Consider the following 16,748-nt stretch of genomic DNA (forward strand, 5'->3'; position numbering starts at 1 on the left):
TTAACGTAATGTTGAATAGTTATAAAACTGAATCCGGCCATTCCCGTTAACTTTAATGGTTTTGGTCTCCTCTGCTCCCTGAGCATTTTTAAGCGCTATTGTAATTTCATTCTCACCTGTTTTCAGCGGAATACGTGCGTAGGAAATATTAGCCGGCAAAGACTGCCAGTTACGGGTATCGGCTTTTTCTGACAACAGACTGTAAAGCTGTATTCCGTATCCCAGACCTTCAAGTAAGGAGTTATTTTTCTGATTATCTCTTTTGGCACTTTCACGTAGAGCGAATTCTGCAACTTTCTTAACCGCAAGACGGGAAAGTACTTTGCTCATTTCATTTAGTGTTCTCTGCTGAAGAGTCCTGAATGCAAGGACATTAATATCTTCCGTTTTTTCGAGGTTTATATCGCCCTGAACACCTTTAATCACAGCACTTGAATAAGATGATGGCTGAGCAATATATTTCGGGAAAGAAGCTCTTAAGCTCTCTACAGCAGAGATATTGAATTTATCCCTGTCGCCGCTATAAATAAACGGAATCAGTAAACCGCCGCCGGCATTGGTAAAAAACAGGTTTCCTCCATCACCTCTGGTTAAAGTGAAAAACAGGTCTTCCTGGGTTTTTACCGGTGCAAGGCCATTTTCCCAAAAGAAAATCAGTTCACCGCCTTCAGGGGCCTTTTCTGGTTTATATTTAATACCGAAAGCATTTTCAAACTGTACAGCTTCTGAAGTAAATCCATTCAGATAAGCTGTTCTGATCACGTCTTTCTGCAGGCCTAAAGGCATTTGAGTACCATAATAGGTCTTATCAGGACTTTTCTGATAAATTTCCACAGCATTCCGGTAAGAGATAAAAGCATTATTGATATCGTTATTGCTTTCATATATCATCCCCTGCAGGGTTAATGAAAAAGCATCCTGCGCATAACGTTTATCCTTATTATTGAATTTGTCGTTCTGCTCCTGTGTTTGCAGACTGATACGTCTGGCTTCCACAACTGCCTCATCTGTCTGGTGAAGATAAAGGTAATTGAGTGCCTTGTAATAATGGATCATGAATTTCTCGAAATCCTCTCCTTTATAACGTTGTGTCATCGGGTTAACCAATACACCAACAGTAGCATCCAGTGTACCGGTCAAGCCTATTTCCAGCAGCTGATCGGCCTCATTAAAATATCTGTTACTGTTTTCATAATCTCCAAGCAGATGACTTACCCTCCCTTTTTCCATCAGAAAAAGAAGCTTATTTCTCGGTTTCTGGATCAGACTGTTCTTATCCAGCTCCTTTTGTGCTTCTGTATAGTTTCCGGCAGAAATATTTTTATAATAGGGAGTGATACGGTCGTTATAACTTGCGCAACCAAATAAAAAAAGCATCAATCCTACAACTGATGCCCGAAGAATATACGTACGAATGGTTGTCATATTAGCTATAAACTGCCCTGAACATCAGGAAACCGATCTTCAGGGCAATGGGAAATTACGGGATTAGTTTTTAACGTACTTGGCAATTTTCTTTTCTCCTATCCAAACGATCTCATTGGTCTGGATGTTGGTCAGTTCAAGATTTACCTGATAATAAACTACTTTCTGACGTTTGTGCGCATCAACGATAGAGTTTATAGATCCCTGTAGAATAAAGTCAGCTCCGTTTTCCAAACCAAACTTCTTAATGGTTGAATTAGAAGCGTTAGTTTGCTGATCTGCCTTTTCTGCACGTAATTCTTCACGTTTTTTGCCACCCTGTACCAAACGTACTCTCTGGGTCTGAACGAAAGAACTTTCTATATCTTTCACGAATGTCTCAGCATCAATATGCTCATGACTTTTATTCTGAACAAATCCAACAATCACTACCGGCTTTTTGCCCTGATGCTCTTCCTGATGCGTTCCAATCCATCCTGCATTCAGGATGTTTTTGGTTAACTCATCTGCCACCATTCTCGAATCACTGTTATTCCATGAACCGCTGATATCTATTGTCTGATCTGTACTCACACGTGTTACCTGTCTGGATGAGCATGATGCAATCATCATTCCTGAAGCGGCAAGCGCAGTAACCGTTAATAATTTATTGAATCTCATTTGTGTTATTCGGGGTTTTTATAATTGTTAGATCGTATTTCCGGAAATTGTTACCAGCCAAACCAAAAATTACTGCGGCGACCATAATAGTTACCGAAGTTATAGTTATATCCTCCATAAGGGTAATAACTGGAACCGAAGCTCAGTGAAGGGTAAAAATCACCATAATAGCCATTCATACGTTCCTGATGTCTCCATTCACGTCTTTGCTGGCGACGCTCTAATTTAGCCTGATACCAGTCATAGGCTTTATAGGTATTTTGTACTGTAGTACCCTGCTGGCTAAGCAAAGAATCTGCAACTTTAAAATATTTATCCTGACTTTCTTTATATCTTGGATTTTGGTCCGGAGCTAAACCAGACTGCTGTGCGCTTGCTGTTCCAGCGTAAAGAGCACCGAACAACAGGCTTGTGATAACGATTAGATTCCTTTTCATGACCATTAATTTAATTATAACAAAAATAAGTAAAATTCACTTCAGGTGTACAAATCTGCTGCCAGCTTTGAGTTAATTTAACGTTTTTTAACGAAACTTTGATAATTCAGTCTGACAAATTTCTGTTTCCCTGTCATTTCATTTCTTTTGTAACTTAATATCATCTATAATTATTACTGCAGAACTGTTATTGCTAAAGCTGACACGAACTGTTTTCATCTGCCCGGGATTACTCCCAGTGGTTGAAAAATCCATTGAATGACCACTAAATTCCTGTCTTGCCCGTGCTATTTCCTGTCTCCCTTTTTCCGGTTTTCCACTTACGGGGATAAGGTTATCCAGTCTGGCTGTCAGACTACCACTGCCCTTACTCCAGTAATCCAGTTTATAAGTGGTTTCAGGTTCTAAATACAAATACTGAGCAATAGTCTGTCCGGGTGCAAGTATTAAACTCTGATGCCCCGTTCTTTTGATCGAACTGGTCAATTGTGCTGTTCCGGTCCATGGAAATAGCTGCCTGAATTCAAAAGATGAATTAGCAAGCTCATTCCCTTTTTCAACAGGCCATTGATAACCCCGGACATAATCAACTTCCATATCTACTTCGCCATTTTTGCCATAGCTACCTAACAGCAGATTCATAAAATGATCCGGCGACTTAATATCAGCGGGATCGCTCCACTCCTTCTTCAATTCTCCGTTTACATAAAATTTTAATCCTGCAGGTGTCCAGAGTAGTCCATGTGTTACCCATTTATCAATGATCTCTACATCTTTGACGTCAAATTGCCCGATATTATGCAAGAACTTACCCGTAGAATCTACATTACCATGTAAAACAACTTCGGAGTTCAGATTCTCAAATACATCTATTTCAAATACTTGTCCATGTGGCCTGATTCCTTTTACCTCTTTTGCTTTATAGCCATCTTCTATATAATACCTTGGCCCGGGACCTGGTGAATCAAACCAGTAAGCTGTATTGACAAGTTCTGCGTTCTTAGCAGCTTTTCTTTTAACTCTTACTTCAAAATAGCCACCACGTTTATTGTCCAACAGATTTTCGTTACTATTCCAGTCATAGGTTTGTATAGACGATATTTTACGTCCTGATGTCCAATAGGGCTTTACAGGAATAGAGTCGTTGGTTATCAGATGCAGTGAATTTCCGGTAAATTTAAATCCTGGTTCGGGCAGAGTATCTGCTTTAAACGCTGCCCAATTGTATTTTTCCACGTAATCGAGATTGGAATAATACTGAGTAAACCATTTATTCCTGTTCAGCATCGCATCATTAAATTCATCATGCCAGAATAGTTTCATTCCTTCAGGAACAGCAGCTGATGAGGGTATGGAAAGCTGGTTGACTTCTTCCCGGTCAATCTTCCATTTTTTGGAGGTGAATACTTTAGCAAAGCTTTTTAAGGTACCGAAACTGGCAGCTGCTGATTGATTAACCGCTGTTAACCATATGTAATAATTAGTCTCTGGGCTAATAGAAATTCCCTTCAAATAAAAACTGTATGATATAGTAATTAAAAATCCGTTCCATTTGTTCAAAACAGGGACTAATTGGGAGAACTAATAATTAATAGTGATATTTGGCACATCTATATATATATATATATATATATATAATAATAAAAAACAGATCTATACTTATGAAAAAACTTATCCTATCATTATCACTGGCTGCCATCAGTCTGATTGGCTATGCGCAGGAGGCTCCAAAAGTTGACACCACAAAAAGATGGACTATTCACGGAGAAAATACATTGTTAATTAATCAGAGTTCATTTTCCAACTGGTCTTCTGGCGGGGTGAATTCAATAGCAGGAAATATCCTTTTCAATTATGATTTCAATTATAAAAAGGATGTCTGGAGCTGGGACAACAAAGTAATCTTAGGTTACGGATTGAGTAAACAACAGGATGTTGGTACCCGTAAGAACGATGACAGAATTATTTTAAACAGTTTACTGGGGCGTCAGGCTTCTAAATACTGGTTGTATACATTTTATGCGAATTTCCAGACTCAGTTCGCCAAGGGATATAATTATTCGACAAATCCTCAGACTTTAATTTCTAATTTCCTTGCTCCTGCTTACCTGACCTTCGGTCCTGGTTTTGCTTATAAACGTTCTGATAATTTCAGAGTGAATATTTCGCCTGCTGCTGCCCGTATTATCATGGTGAATGATAATTATCTTTCGTCAATTGGTGCATTTGGTGTTGATCCGGGTAAAAAGAGCAAATTCCAATTAGGTGCTTCATTAGATGCTTATTATAAAGTAAATCTTTTGGAGAACATCAGTTTAGAAAATACTTTGAAACTGTATTCTGACTATCTGGATAAACCAGGAAACATCTATACGGATTATACAGCTAATCTTTTTATGAAAGTGAACAAATTTGTCACTGTTAATGCTGGAGTTCAATTGATTTATGATGATAAAACTAATATCCCATATCTTGATAATGGAGTAACAAGAAATAAAAAAGCATTACAGGTAAAACAGATTTTTGGCGCTGGTGTAACTTACAAATTCTAGTTATCACAGCTATGATTTTATCAGTCATAGTTGATTTCCTATAAAAAAAGGGAGGCTGCATTTAATAAATACAGCCTCCCTTTTTTTATATATCAAGTCATTCTTTTTAAACAATTCTATACATCTGTCTTGTCGTTAAACATTTTGTCTAGCCATCCTGATCTTCATTGAGCTTAGAAGTTTCTTTGGAATCTTTCATAAATACATAAACAAGCAGCGACATAAATATACAGCCTGTGATATACCAATAAAAATAAGGTTCATGCCCTATCTTTTTAAACCATAAGGCCAGATATTCTACTGTACCTCCAAATATGGCTACGGTGATACCATATGGTAATCCGACTCCGAGTGCTCTGATCTGTGCAGGAAACAACTCAGCTTTCACGATCGCATTGATACTGGTATAACCGCTCACTATAATCAGCGCTGCCAGTAAAAGGAAAAAAGCGCCCCACTGCGAAGTCGTATTACTTAATGTTGTCAGCAGAGGCACGGTAAAGATGGTTCCCAGCACACCAAAACCAATAAGTAATGGCTTGCGGCCAATGCGATCAGAAAGACTGCCAAACAAAGGCTGAAGCACTGCAAAGATGAAAAGAGAAGAAAATGATAATAATGTGGCTTCTCCTTTGGTCAGATGTACCGTATTCACGAGGAATTTCTGCATGTAAGTGGTATAGGTATAAAACGCAAGTGTTCCTCCCAGCGTAAGTCCGATTACTGTGAATATCGCTTTAGGATGTTTCAGCAATTCTCTGATTGTTCCGTTATTATCATCTTTTTTACTTTTCTGTGCTTCAAATGCTTTGGTTTCGTGCAGGCTTTTACGCAGATACAACGCTACAACAGAAAGTATTGCGCCTATGACAAAAGGAATACGCCATCCCCAGGAGATCAATTGTTCTTCTGTGAGTATTCTTTGCAAGATAATCTGAATCCCTAATGCAATAAGCTGTCCGCCAATTAATGTAACATACTGAAAACTGGAGTAAAAACCACGTCTGTTTTTAGTTGCCATTTCACTGAGATAGGTTGCCGAAACCCCGTATTCACCACCAACGCTAAGTCCCTGCAATAATCTGGCTACCAGCAATAACACCGGAGCAACCAGTCCAATAGTTTTAAATGTAGGGGTAAGTGCAATGAGTAAGGAACCCAGGGACATGAGTAATACTGAAAGCGTCATACTTTGTTTACGCCCTATTTTATCAGCAATGCGGCCAAACATCCATCCGCCTATAGGACGCATCAGAAAACCGAGTGCAAAGATACCTGCAGTGTTGAGTAATTGTGCTGTTGAACTGCCCGAAGGGAAAAAGGAAGAAGAGAAATAAATAGCAAATGCAGAATAGGCATACCAGTCATACCATTCCACCAGATTCCCTACGGAGCCTCCAAAAATGGCTTTTAATCTTTGTTTTGAAATTTTAGGTGACTCCTGATTTTCATCAGTCAGTTTTTTTATCGGAGATGTGGTCTGTTGATTCATATGATAATATTTTTAGATAATCTTATAATTGGTCATGGGGATACTTTACAGCCAGAATTGTACAGAGGCCAGAAACTCTCCTGCCCGCTTAAATATTTTCCTGTCTGTGGTATTATATAAAGGTCTGCTTCCATATTCCAGCGCTAACTTCACATGATTACCATCGAATAGAAAGTTAGCACCGGCATTATAATAATTCCCCGGCTGGTTAAGTGCCTTAAGATCTTTATAACTATATGCAAGATAAGGTTGTATGCGTAATTTTTCACTAAACTTCGGCAAAGTAAAAGCCGTTTGTGTATACCAGATATTTCCGGTTCCCATCAGTATACGGGAGTTACCGTATCCTTCCAGAGCTTTGATCCCCGTATAAGCAGTATCAGCAGTTCCCGGATTCATTACACCTGTTGTACGCAGGTAATCAGGCCCGAAATTATAATTATACCATACACAGTATAAAGTAAATGACATATCTTTTGATAAACTACCGACAGGTGTATCAAAGAATACATCGGCGCCAAATGTTGTTATTGCATGGCTTTTATAGATATCTTTTACAGGTTGGCTCATTGTCGCGTTTGGGGCATGAAGAAAACCCACACCAACATTAAAAACTTTCTTTTTACCATAGTAAGATCCGGAAAAAAAAGCATTGGGTGTTTCTTCTCTATCTAAAAATTCATAATCAAAGTATCCGTTATAAGCTATAGCATTTCCTCTGTTATTGTCAACAGCAGGACCGCCAACAACAGGTTTTGCTGAGGTCATAAAGGGTTTGTTCACGCTTACCCTGTACTTTAACCGATCTATATTACCTTTGGCAAAGACACCGAATTGCCGGGTAAACTGATCAGATATCTCAACAGTTGGCCAGTTAAATACGGGCGCATCTGCGGTCAGCAAACTGATGGTGCTTGCATTGGTCAGTCTGCTTACTCCATTCCAGGAATGCAAACCTGTCCCTATATAAAGTGAATTATTACCAGCAGCGGCGGATGAAGATTTTGAAGAAGATAATCCCTCATCAAAAACAGTAAACTGCCCGTAAGCATCATGAATAAAGAAAGGTGCTTTTTTTCCTGCGCCATTTGCGCCGGTACCACTCCCGCCTCCGGTCGCAAAACTCTGATTGTTCATCCCTACCTGCATCATTAAAAGAAAACGTCTGGAGGTCTGACCATATAATTGAATACGCATCCGTCTGATTCCTGCATCCGAAGACCAGTTTTGAGGCTGACCATTCACAGCCGTTCCAGGGTTATTTTCTATTGCTCTTATCCATGACTGCAGCCAGATATTCATTTTCAGGTATTGTGTCCCGCTTTCATTGAACTTAAAATAGAGACCATTACCAACTTTAACCCCTGCTGGTTTACTACCTGGAATCTTATAGGTACTATCCTGGGCTGTGGCAAGCTGTATAGAAAAAAAACAGCTCACTAAAGTGAAGTAGAGTATTCTCATTTATATTGCTATTTGGTTAGATAATACCGGTTATCATTCCGGAGCCGGGAACCTGTTAAATCTGAACAGGCAATAGCTTATCTATAAAGCAAGGCAATGATTTTATAGAAATTTTGAAGAAAACTTATAGAACCTTTGAAATTTGACTAAAACTGCAGAATTCCATCATATCGGGGATTGCTGATCCTGGTTATTAAATACTAAAATGAGCGCATGCCATCCATCTGCATAGTCATAACTAACCTGATGACCATATAACTCGCATATTTTTTTGACGATTGCCAGGCCAATACCAATAGAATCACGCTCACTGTTCCCTTTTTTAAATCTTCCGAATAATTCTTCAATTGGAATTCCCGGGGCCTTGCCTGTATTTTTGATTTTCAACTCTTTGGAGTTCAACTGAATTATCATGTTACCGGAAAGCACATTATGCCTGATCGCATTGCTGATCAGGTTATTTAACATCAGTTCGGCCAGTGATTCATCCAGTGCAATAGTCACCTGAGGATCAATAGCTATTTCCAGCTTAATATCCCTCATTTCCATCCAGTCAGTAAATTCTGCAACTTTAGTGGAAAGGATACTGCTCAGATCTATCCTGCACTTTAAATCAGAATTGTAATTTTCAAGTTTAGCCAGTAAAGTAAGTGAATGATTTATTTTGGCCAGTTTTTCCAGTTCATCGTGTATATCAGAAAGCATCGCTGCCTGTGTTTCTTCCAATTCTGATTCCATCAGTAATTCTATTTTTGCCTTCATCGTTGCAATAGGCGTCTGAAGTTCATGCGACGCATTTTCTGAAAATTCCTTTAAGGCGATATAGCTGTTTTTAGCTTTATTAGACATCTTAACCAGAAAATTATTGAGTTCCCGGAACTCTGTAGTCTGCGTTTCCTCTACATTGATCGCACTTTCCTGATCTATTTCAAACTGTTGAATAGCATCCAGTGTGTGGTTAAAGGGCTTCAATATATGCCAGGAAATTAATTCACTAAGAATGATAACCAATGCGATCAAAAAAACAAAGGTCCAGGCAAAAACAAGGATAATACCGTTAAGATAAATATCATCTGGTTCTACTAGCATCGCTTTGCTGGAAATCGTATAACGTATTCCATTAATTACCGGATAGGAGGAAAAATGCACCATCGGGACAATTGCTTCGACCTCATCATTCCACTCCTTCATAATTTTTACAGATTCGGGGTTAGTCAAGGAATCCTGAACAGCAAACGGTTTGATCTTTACATTTTTACCAGGGGTGAAATCGGTATGGGTATTATCCTTTTCCATATGCCGGGCAACAACCACGTTCAGATTTTCCAGTTTACCCGCAACGGATTGAACAGCGCCTCGTCGTATAGCGGAATAAACAATCGCAAAGCCAATATTTAAGACAACAAAAGTGATGATCGTATAGGCAATAGTATATTTATAATTGATCTTCATCTTTTTAGATCTTTCTGATTATTGTTTACGCTGATTCAATTTGTAACCAAAGCCGTAGACGGTACTGATGTAATCAACACCACCGGCATCGGTGATCTTTTTACGCAGATTTTTGATATGCTGATAAACGAAATCAACACTATCAAGATTATCTGTATAATCACCCCATAAGTGCTCAGCGATTGCCTGGCGGGTAAGAACCCTCCCCTGATTATTGATCAGATAAATTAACAGGTTTATTTCTTTTTTTGTCAGACTGAGTGGAGTCTCATTAATCTGGCATTCCAATAATTGTAAATCAATTGTGATTTCTGCAAAAGTAAGCTGCTGATTCTTTCCGGGAACTTTCCGGCGCATTACTGCTTTAATCCGGCTATGCAGTTCAGGTAAAGGAAAGGGTTTGGTGATATAGTCATCTGCCCCTTCATCCAATCCGGTAATTTTAAAATCAAGGGCATTTTGTGCTGAAATGATAATGACACTACTCTCAATACCTTCTTTTTTAATTAATCTAAGCAGATTAATTCCATTACCGTCTGGCAGCATGATATCAAGTATGATACAGTCGTAGGTAAAAAGCACCAGCTTTTCTCTTGCCTGGTCAAAAGTCTTTGCAATCTCACAGATATAGTTTTCCTGCCTGAGGTAATCGGCTATACTTTTTGCAAGTTCCGGCGTGTCTTCCACCAATAATAGTTTCATAAGCTAACAATCTCTGCTGGCAACATAAGAAAAATAAACAGAGATTAAGCCAGAGAAGTATCAATTAATCGCTGTATCTGATTAATTGATACTATCAATCCTATCAGAACAGGATCATCTGTTCTTTTTTTACCCTGCCTATTGTGTAACCAAAAGGTTTCACATATATTTGTAACCGAACGGCTACACAATTAGCTTAAGATAAATGAGAAGAGATGTTTTTCAGGCTATTGCCGACCCTACACGCAGAGAGATCTTAAATATGATAGCCCATCAGTCATTAAATTTAAATGCTGTGGCTGATAACTTCGAAATCAGTCGCCCTGCAATTTCAAAACATATAAAAATACTTAATGAATGCGGACTGATCGCCATTAAACAACAGGGCCGGGAAAGAATTTGTGAAGCAAAACTAGAAAAACTGAATGAGGTTTCTGAGTGGATTGAGCAGTACCGCATATTCTGGACAGCGAAACTGGATGCACTTGGAACATTCCTGGCCAAAGATGCGCACATCTCTTCTGCTCAATCAGATAAAACAAATCATAAAAATAAATCTAAAAATCAATAACATGAAAAACCAACCATTTGTAATTGAAAGGACTTATAATGCACCAGTAGAAAAAGTCTGGAAAGCTATCACTGACAAAAATGAGATGAAGCAGTGGTATTTTGATCTGTCAGAATTTAATCCTGAAAAGGGGTTTGAATTTTCTTTTGATGCGGGAGATAAAGGGATCATGTACAGACATCTGTGCAAAATCACCGAAGTGATACCGAACAAAAAACTAAGTTATACCTGGAGATACAGAGATTATCAGGGTGATTCGCATGTTACCTTTGAGTTATTTGCAGAAGGTGATCAGACGAGATTAAAACTTACACATGAGGGATTAGAAACATTTCCTCAGAACAATCCTTCGTTTGCTAAAGAAAACTTTAGTGCCGGATGGACTCAGATTATTGGTAAGAATTTAAAAGAGTATGTAGAAAAGACTGCATAAGCTCCTGATTATTAACCAGCTTCTCAATTCATGGCTTAAATGACTCTTTTATGTAGAAATTGGCATAATATTTCGTAATTTTGTACAGGATAATTGAAAAGGAGTAGTTAACCACAATTATCCTGTACGTATTGGGGCCGTTTTGGATTTGACAGGGCGGAGGTACGTATGTTAGCATGCAGTGCGTTGTACGGAGAGCACTTTAATGTGAACGTTCACACTTTGATTGGCGAAAATAACTACGCCTTAGCTGCTTAATTTAGAATTAAATAGCTTTTGTCCCTCTGGCTGCTGCGTTTTTAGGCCGGAATCAGGGGCATCGAAATAATTACGCTGGCAATTGTAAGGTATGGTACAGTTGTGAGATAAAATACCTAAGGAGAAAGGCAAGGTAGGTTTCCGGCCCGTCTGATCCCGAAAACAAAGTGGAAAATAAGCATGTAGAAGGCATAATTTGCCACGCAACTGGACAAGGGTTCGAACCCCTTCGGCTCCACAACAAAAACCCCTATATCACTGATTTACAAGTAGTTAAATCTTTGAAATAGGGGTTCTTTTATTATTAGACTATTTTTCAAAACACTGATAATCAAGCAAATAAGAGTTCGACTCCCCTCTCACATATGATCATCCTTTCGACCAAAATCACAACCAATTGATTATCAAATCAATAATCATCATTTAACGGATCCTTATCTTCATTGAGCTCCCTTAGAATCATATCTGTGATCATTTTTGCAATTAAATTCAATACGGCTTCGCTTTTCATTTTTTCGGAGTTGCTGACAAGTTTGTCTATTTCAAGCTCAATATCAACAGTTGACTCAATTCTTTTTGCTTTTCTCTTTTTCATAATTCTAGTTTTATTTAGAAGTTATAAAAAAAGGAAAAGCATCAGCTCAGGAAAACATTCAGGTAGGATCTCAATGACCATCCAGAAGGGCAGAACTACTAATAACCTACTTTAAAAACATGAGTTATTCATTAACATCAAAGAACATGATGGTATGTTCATCATCTATCTGGCAGATTTCTGATATATCTGCCAGAGTTCCTATTTCAATATCTAAGGATTGGTCAGTCGGATTGGTTATAAATATTCTGAATTCCTTCTGAAACCTATAGATAACATCCTTTTCAAAGACCGTTTTAGTACCGATGAATTTGGAGAAATCTTTATATCCTACAAACCCATGCCGGGCAGAAAAATTTAGGGCTGACAGCCGCTGGTCAACTCTTTTGAGAAACTCTTCAAAATCTTTAATTACCAGGTAGTGATCTCCGAGTTTTAAGCATTCTTCTGGTATAATAAACTCCTTATTAAGTTCTTCTTTATCGAGTCTGAAGGAATAGGTACAAAACAGGTTGCCCGGAGATACTTCATAGCTTTTTTGAACCACACCCGTATGTGCAGTTCCAACTAACTTATATTCACTATCAGGCGCGTCGACATCCTTGATACGAATTTCGGCACCGTCAATAGTATGCAGATAGCTTACTTTTTCCAAGGGGTCACCTCGGTGGCACTCATCTTCGAGATCGGCAAAATAATTCAGTGGTTTACAATGCAAGTGACCTTTGTTTCTTAAAGCTTCAAGATGACCCAGTTCACCAAACTTGAGTAGCGCAAAATATGTGTGTTCGGACATAATTGAAATGTGATGATCAAATATCTGAAATTTAACAATGTATTTCTGATCATAATTTTAGCATTTTATTAAATTAACATCAACAATACGATACTCTTTCCCTTTATTTCTTAAATTGCTTCAAATTAACCAACTCCGTCGAAAATGGAACACCAGCCAAATAAAAACATTTCAGTTTCAACGAAATATTTGAATATCTTATTAATTTTTGAGGTTACTGTCAATAATTAATTACAAATCAAAGATTAAAAATCATCTATAATGATAAAATCATAAAACGAATTCATTTTTATGATTTGCTAAGAACTAATTTATGAGAATCCCCCATACAGCAGATTGGCATATAGGCTATATATCTATATCTTTTTTTAATCATGATAAATTAATATAAATTATGTCAATAAAAAAATTTAAGCACATTAACAACCTAGCCGTATTTCAGGATTTTGACTGGGATGCAATCATAAGGGATGATAAAGGTGCGATTGTAGAATTCAGTCCCATTAACATCTTTTATGGCAGAAACTATTCCGGAAAGACTACCCTATCTCGGATAATGCGTGCACTGGAACTCGGAACGATCTCGGATAAATATGAGGCTCCAGAATTTACGGTTTGCATAAAGGACTTATCAGATGTAACGCAGGTTAATTTGTCTGCCCACACCAAGAAAGTACGAGTATTCAACGAGGATTTTGTGAAGGAAAACCTAAGGTTTATCTCAAATGCAGATGAGAGTATTGTTCCTTTCGCAATATTGGGCGGTAATACTGCCTTGGAAGAGGAGATCAAGAATCTCAGCAACGAACTTGGACTGGAGCATGAGGAAACTCCAACTGGTTTTTACCTGGAGCGCAAGAATGCTAGGGAAATCTACAGGACTGCGAAGAATACACATGAAACCATCATCAAGCAGTTAGATAGCAAATTAACGCAAAAGGCGACCAGTAGGGAGACAGGTATAAAATACAAGCCCGAAAGGTTTGGTGACCAGAACTACAATAAGACAAAGCTCGACGCTGATATCACATTGACACTAACGGATGGCTTTGAACCTATCACAGATGAAGCACAACAAACCTTATTGATACTGTTGGACGAAAAGCCCAATGCAAATATTGTGGCACTATCAAGGCAAAACTTCTCCCTTGTAGAGCTGAGCACCGAGGCTGAACTATTGGTAACTAAGTCCCTTACAGCATCAGGAAAGATTGAGGAGCTAGTTAGGAATTCAATATTAAACAAATGGGTAAAGGAAGGAAAGACGCTTCATGAACATAAGCTTGTGAATTGTACCTTTTGTGGAAACAAGATTACCGAGGAAAGGTGGTCGGCGCTAGAAAGTCACTTTGATGAGGAGTCAGAGAAACTAAGCCGAGGTATTGCATCGCTCATGACTAAAGTGGAAGCGGAAGTCTCACTGGTTTCTGATTTCCTTTCTTTCGACAACAATGCCTTTTATTCCAAATTTCACCCAAATCTTAATCGCTTACGTGTGGGGATGGAACATATACTTGAACAATATAAAGAATCCCTTGAGCAGCTGCGGCTGCAGCTTGGGGCAAGGGCTGATGATATCATCAATGTGGGTACATTTTCTGAGCCAGTTGATTTCTCTACTCGACTGGTGAAGGCATATGATTTTTATGAAGGCATTCGAAGCCAATCCAATGCCTATACTGGTAAATTAAGCGGAGATCAGGCAAGTGCCAGAACATCGCTAAGGCTAAAGGAGGTTTATGACTTTGTAACGACCATACAATATCTAGAGGAAGTAAAAAACATTGAAATCCTAAAGGAGAAACTTGATGAGAAAGAAGCGGATGGTAAGACGATCGCTAATAAGATCAAGGACCAGATCAATCTTATTGAAAGTAAGCAACGATTAATGAATGATGAAGAAAAAGGTGCATTAAAGGTGAATGAATATCTGAATAATTACTTCGGGCATGACTTCCTTACTCTTAAAGCGATAGAGGAACCCGATTCTATTACCGATGGCAAGAAGATTAGATTTGAGATCGTCAGGAATGGAAACAAAGCTCATCACCTCAGTGAGGGGGAATGTAGCTTGATCGCATTTTGCTATTTCATGGCAAAGCTGGAGGATATCGATACCAAAGGCCAAAAGCCAATTATCTGGATTGACGATCCTATTTCCAGTCTGGATGGCAACCATATCTTCTTTATATATAGCCTGATCAACTCAAAGATTGTCACCAGTCAGGAATTTGAGCAGCTATTTATTTCTACGCACAACCTTGACTTCCTAAAATATCTAAAGCGTCTTCCTGGTGCCTTAAATAAAAATCAGAGCAAATACTTTATGACCGTAAGGGAGGGCGAAAAAAGCCAAATCAAGTTGATGCCAAAATATCTTAAGGATTATGTTACAGAGTTCAATTACCTTTTTCACCAGATCTATATTTGTGCAAACGCGGATACCGATGATGATGATCAGCATATCGTGTATTACAACTTTGCCAACAATGCCCGCAAGTTTCTTGAATCGTTCTTATTCTATAAGTACCCAAATGCAGTGGAACATGATGAAAAATTGTATAGATTCTTTGGGGATAATAGGCAAGCATCATCAATGACTGAGCGGATTAATAATGAGTATTCTCATCTTGAAGGAATTTTTGAGCGGAGTATGATTCCGGTGGATGTTCCTGAGATGAAAAAAGTAGCAAATTTCGTCTTAGACCGTATAAAAGAGAAGGACTTAGATCAATTTGAATCACTACTGAAAAGCATAGGCGTTCAGTTACTTGAAGAACCAGAAGAAAACGTTTAAGGCCCGTGGGAAATCAAACAGAATTATATCAAAGAAAAAATTTAGATGAACTAATAACAATTCAATCAAAATGGGCATTTAAAGGCTCTATGAATAAACATTTCGTAACACATGGAATCGGTGTATGATGACATAATGAATTAAATATTTGGTTAGTGAACCATCTAAATTAGTTAATCTTGCACTGCTTTTAGAAACCAAAAAGAATATCAAATCAATGTCTATTCATTAGTAGCACTTTCTATCTTGAATTATTAAAAAGTAAAACAACCTGTGTCAGGGCGGTGATTCGTTAGAGTTACTGCTCTGACACAGGTTGTTTTACATTCCCATTTTGAAGCTATCTAAAGGCTTTTATCCTCAAAATATGGATGTGATCAAATCAACTTCGGCTTTAATTGCAGCAACAAGATCACTATCACAATCATTGTTGTTAAAATAAATATTTGTACCCATTTCAGATTTATTGTCACCATATTCTTAATTGGATTTCTAAAATTTCCATAAAATATATTTTATTAATTTATTATTGAGTGCTTTTGTAAAGCGATTTAAAGAAGATAATTCTAATTTCGAATTACCAAACAAATAAAAAAGTTTAATTTTTACACTTAAAATATTGCCATATAAAATATAATATTTATAATATTAAATATAATTGCTATAAAATGAGAAAATAAAAAATATCTAAAAGATAGTTATACATAAAAATAAATTTGTTATTTTCGAATTCCTTGTGAGGTGAGTTAAGCCTATTGATTTAAATTGCCACTAAAGAATTTCATCATATTTTTTGTGACTTAAAATTAAGTTTTATCACTTATCTTTAAGTTGTAAAAAAAAACATATTATTATGAACATAAAACTAATTTTACCGGGTATCGCTTTAGTAGCTCTTTTGGTAGCTTGTACTAAGAAAAATGATGTAGTAAATTCTGAATTACCTACTCAGAATATGAAAAATGTTGTAAATAGAACTGATATTAAGAGATCAGAAAAAGCCAAAGGCAGTGATACCCTGAGTAAATCATTTCTAGATGATACAATCGACCCAACGAAGCCGGATAGACCGAGGTAAGTTAGCGATTCAAATTACAATGTCGAGCCTGTGAAG

General features: G+C 37.7%; 15 protein-coding genes and 1 other RNA gene. 6 read left to right on the forward strand and 10 right to left on the reverse strand.

Annotated features, from left to right (window positions below; translation table 11 throughout):
* From PL_RS09235 to PL_RS09250, 4 genes are all read right to left on the reverse strand, one after another.
* Positions 1–1,425 (reverse strand): COG3014 family protein, encoded by a 1,425-nt coding sequence (locus PL_RS09235; RefSeq protein WP_041882570.1) that lies wholly within the window; start codon positions 1,423–1,425, stop codon positions 1–3.
* 63 nt (positions 1,426–1,488) lie between these two features.
* A complete protein-coding gene (locus tag PL_RS09240; protein WP_041882571.1) occupies positions 1,489–2,085 on the reverse strand; it encodes a penicillin-binding protein activator LpoB in 597 nt (198 codons plus the stop codon).
* A 50-nt stretch (positions 2,086–2,135) separates the two neighbouring features.
* Positions 2,136–2,522: a hypothetical protein gene (locus PL_RS09245; protein WP_052496314.1), complete on the reverse strand. Its 387-nt coding sequence runs from the start codon at positions 2,520–2,522 to the stop codon at positions 2,136–2,138.
* 138 nt (positions 2,523–2,660) lie between these two features.
* A complete protein-coding gene (locus tag PL_RS09250; protein ID WP_152620322.1) occupies positions 2,661–4,034 on the reverse strand; it encodes a glycoside hydrolase family 16 protein in 1,374 nt (457 codons plus the stop codon).
* Positions 4,035–4,183: 149 nt separating this feature from the next.
* Between PL_RS09250 and PL_RS09255 the strand changes: the two genes are divergently transcribed.
* The gene (locus PL_RS09255; protein ID WP_041882572.1) at positions 4,184–5,074 is read left to right on the forward strand and encodes a DUF3078 domain-containing protein; all 891 of its coding nucleotides are present in this window, start codon (positions 4,184–4,186) and stop codon (positions 5,072–5,074) included.
* Positions 5,075–5,222: 148 nt separating this feature from the next.
* Here PL_RS09255 and PL_RS09260 read toward each other — a convergent pair whose 3' ends face one another.
* The 4 genes from PL_RS09260 to PL_RS09275 all read right to left on the reverse strand — a co-directional run bounded on the left by PL_RS09260 (position 5,223) and on the right by PL_RS09275 (position 10,184).
* The gene (locus tag PL_RS09260; protein ID WP_348621513.1) at positions 5,223–6,566 is read right to left on the reverse strand and encodes an MFS transporter; all 1,344 of its coding nucleotides are present in this window, start codon (positions 6,564–6,566) and stop codon (positions 5,223–5,225) included.
* Between the two features lie 45 nt (positions 6,567–6,611).
* On the reverse strand, positions 6,612–8,030 hold the full coding sequence (locus PL_RS09265) for a hypothetical protein (RefSeq protein WP_348621514.1): 1,419 nt from the start codon (positions 8,028–8,030) through the stop codon (positions 6,612–6,614).
* Between the two features lie 165 nt (positions 8,031–8,195).
* Positions 8,196–9,482, reverse strand: a complete 1,287-nt coding sequence (locus PL_RS09270) for a sensor histidine kinase (RefSeq protein ID WP_041882576.1) — start codon at positions 9,480–9,482, stop codon at positions 8,196–8,198.
* An 18-nt stretch (positions 9,483–9,500) separates the two neighbouring features.
* Positions 9,501–10,184: a response regulator transcription factor gene (locus tag PL_RS09275; protein ID WP_041882578.1), complete on the reverse strand. Its 684-nt coding sequence runs from the start codon at positions 10,182–10,184 to the stop codon at positions 9,501–9,503.
* A gap of 205 nt (positions 10,185–10,389) precedes the next feature.
* On the opposite strand from PL_RS09275, the gene PL_RS09280 reads away from it, so the two are divergent.
* The 3 genes from PL_RS09280 to ssrA all read left to right on the forward strand — a co-directional run bounded on the left by PL_RS09280 (position 10,390) and on the right by ssrA (position 11,687).
* Entirely contained in the window at positions 10,390–10,755 is a 366-nt protein-coding gene (locus tag PL_RS09280) for an ArsR/SmtB family transcription factor (RefSeq protein ID WP_041882579.1), read from the forward strand.
* 1 nt (position 10,756) lies between these two features.
* A complete protein-coding gene (locus PL_RS09285; RefSeq protein ID WP_041882580.1) occupies positions 10,757–11,188 on the forward strand; it encodes an SRPBCC family protein in 432 nt (143 codons plus the stop codon).
* A 133-nt stretch (positions 11,189–11,321) separates the two neighbouring features.
* Positions 11,322–11,687, forward strand: a transfer-messenger RNA (tmRNA) gene (gene ssrA / locus PL_RS09290).
* A 168-nt stretch (positions 11,688–11,855) separates the two neighbouring features.
* Here the strand turns inward: ssrA and PL_RS09295 are convergent.
* Positions 11,856–12,041 (reverse strand): hypothetical protein, encoded by a 186-nt coding sequence (locus tag PL_RS09295; protein ID WP_041882582.1) that lies wholly within the window; start codon positions 12,039–12,041, stop codon positions 11,856–11,858.
* Positions 12,042–12,165: 124 nt separating this feature from the next.
* Positions 12,166–12,837 (reverse strand): hypothetical protein, encoded by a 672-nt coding sequence (locus PL_RS09300; protein ID WP_041882583.1) that lies wholly within the window; start codon positions 12,835–12,837, stop codon positions 12,166–12,168.
* A 394-nt stretch (positions 12,838–13,231) separates the two neighbouring features.
* Between PL_RS09300 and PL_RS09305 the strand changes: the two genes are divergently transcribed.
* Positions 13,232–15,634 (forward strand): AAA family ATPase, encoded by a 2,403-nt coding sequence (locus tag PL_RS09305; RefSeq protein WP_041882584.1) that lies wholly within the window; start codon positions 13,232–13,234, stop codon positions 15,632–15,634.
* Positions 15,635–16,487: 853 nt separating this feature from the next.
* Positions 16,488–16,712: a hypothetical protein gene (locus tag PL_RS09310; RefSeq protein WP_041882585.1), complete on the forward strand. Its 225-nt coding sequence runs from the start codon at positions 16,488–16,490 to the stop codon at positions 16,710–16,712.
* The last annotated feature ends 36 nt before the right edge of the window (positions 16,713–16,748 follow it).

Origin of the sequence: Pedobacter lusitanus, from assembly GCF_040026395.1 — a bacterium.
GTDB classification, from domain to species: domain Bacteria; phylum Bacteroidota; class Bacteroidia; order Sphingobacteriales; family Sphingobacteriaceae; genus Pedobacter; species Pedobacter lusitanus.

What these genes read in the sequence shown, in the direction of transcription:
- PL_RS09235 (WP_041882570.1), bottom strand. Translation starts at nt 1,425, where the DNA reads ATGACAACCATTCGTACGTATATTCTTCGGGCATCAGTTGTAGGATTG.
- PL_RS09240 (WP_041882571.1), bottom strand. Translation starts at nt 2,085, where the DNA reads ATGAGATTCAATAAATTATTAACGGTTACTGCGCTTGCCGCTTCAGGA.
- PL_RS09245 (WP_052496314.1), bottom strand. Translation starts at nt 2,522, where the DNA reads ATGAAAAGGAATCTAATCGTTATCACAAGCCTGTTGTTCGGTGCTCTT.
- PL_RS09255 (WP_041882572.1), top strand. Translation starts at nt 4,184, where the DNA reads ATGAAAAAACTTATCCTATCATTATCACTGGCTGCCATCAGTCTGATT.
- PL_RS09260 (WP_348621513.1), bottom strand. Translation starts at nt 6,566, where the DNA reads ATGAATCAACAGACCACATCTCCGATAAAAAAACTGACTGATGAAAAT.
- PL_RS09265 (WP_348621514.1), bottom strand. Translation starts at nt 8,030, where the DNA reads ATGAGAATACTCTACTTCACTTTAGTGAGCTGTTTTTTTTCTATACAG.
- PL_RS09270 (WP_041882576.1), bottom strand. Translation starts at nt 9,482, where the DNA reads ATGAAGATCAATTATAAATATACTATTGCCTATACGATCATCACTTTT.
- PL_RS09275 (WP_041882578.1), bottom strand. Translation starts at nt 10,184, where the DNA reads ATGAAACTATTATTGGTGGAAGACACGCCGGAACTTGCAAAAAGTATA.
- PL_RS09280 (WP_041882579.1), top strand. Translation starts at nt 10,390, where the DNA reads ATGAGAAGAGATGTTTTTCAGGCTATTGCCGACCCTACACGCAGAGAG.
- PL_RS09285 (WP_041882580.1), top strand. Translation starts at nt 10,757, where the DNA reads ATGAAAAACCAACCATTTGTAATTGAAAGGACTTATAATGCACCAGTA.
- PL_RS09295 (WP_041882582.1), bottom strand. Translation starts at nt 12,041, where the DNA reads ATGAAAAAGAGAAAAGCAAAAAGAATTGAGTCAACTGTTGATATTGAG.
- PL_RS09300 (WP_041882583.1), bottom strand. Translation starts at nt 12,837, where the DNA reads ATGTCCGAACACACATATTTTGCGCTACTCAAGTTTGGTGAACTGGGT.
- PL_RS09305 (WP_041882584.1), top strand. Translation starts at nt 13,232, where the DNA reads ATGTCAATAAAAAAATTTAAGCACATTAACAACCTAGCCGTATTTCAG.
- PL_RS09310 (WP_041882585.1), top strand. Translation starts at nt 16,488, where the DNA reads ATGAACATAAAACTAATTTTACCGGGTATCGCTTTAGTAGCTCTTTTG.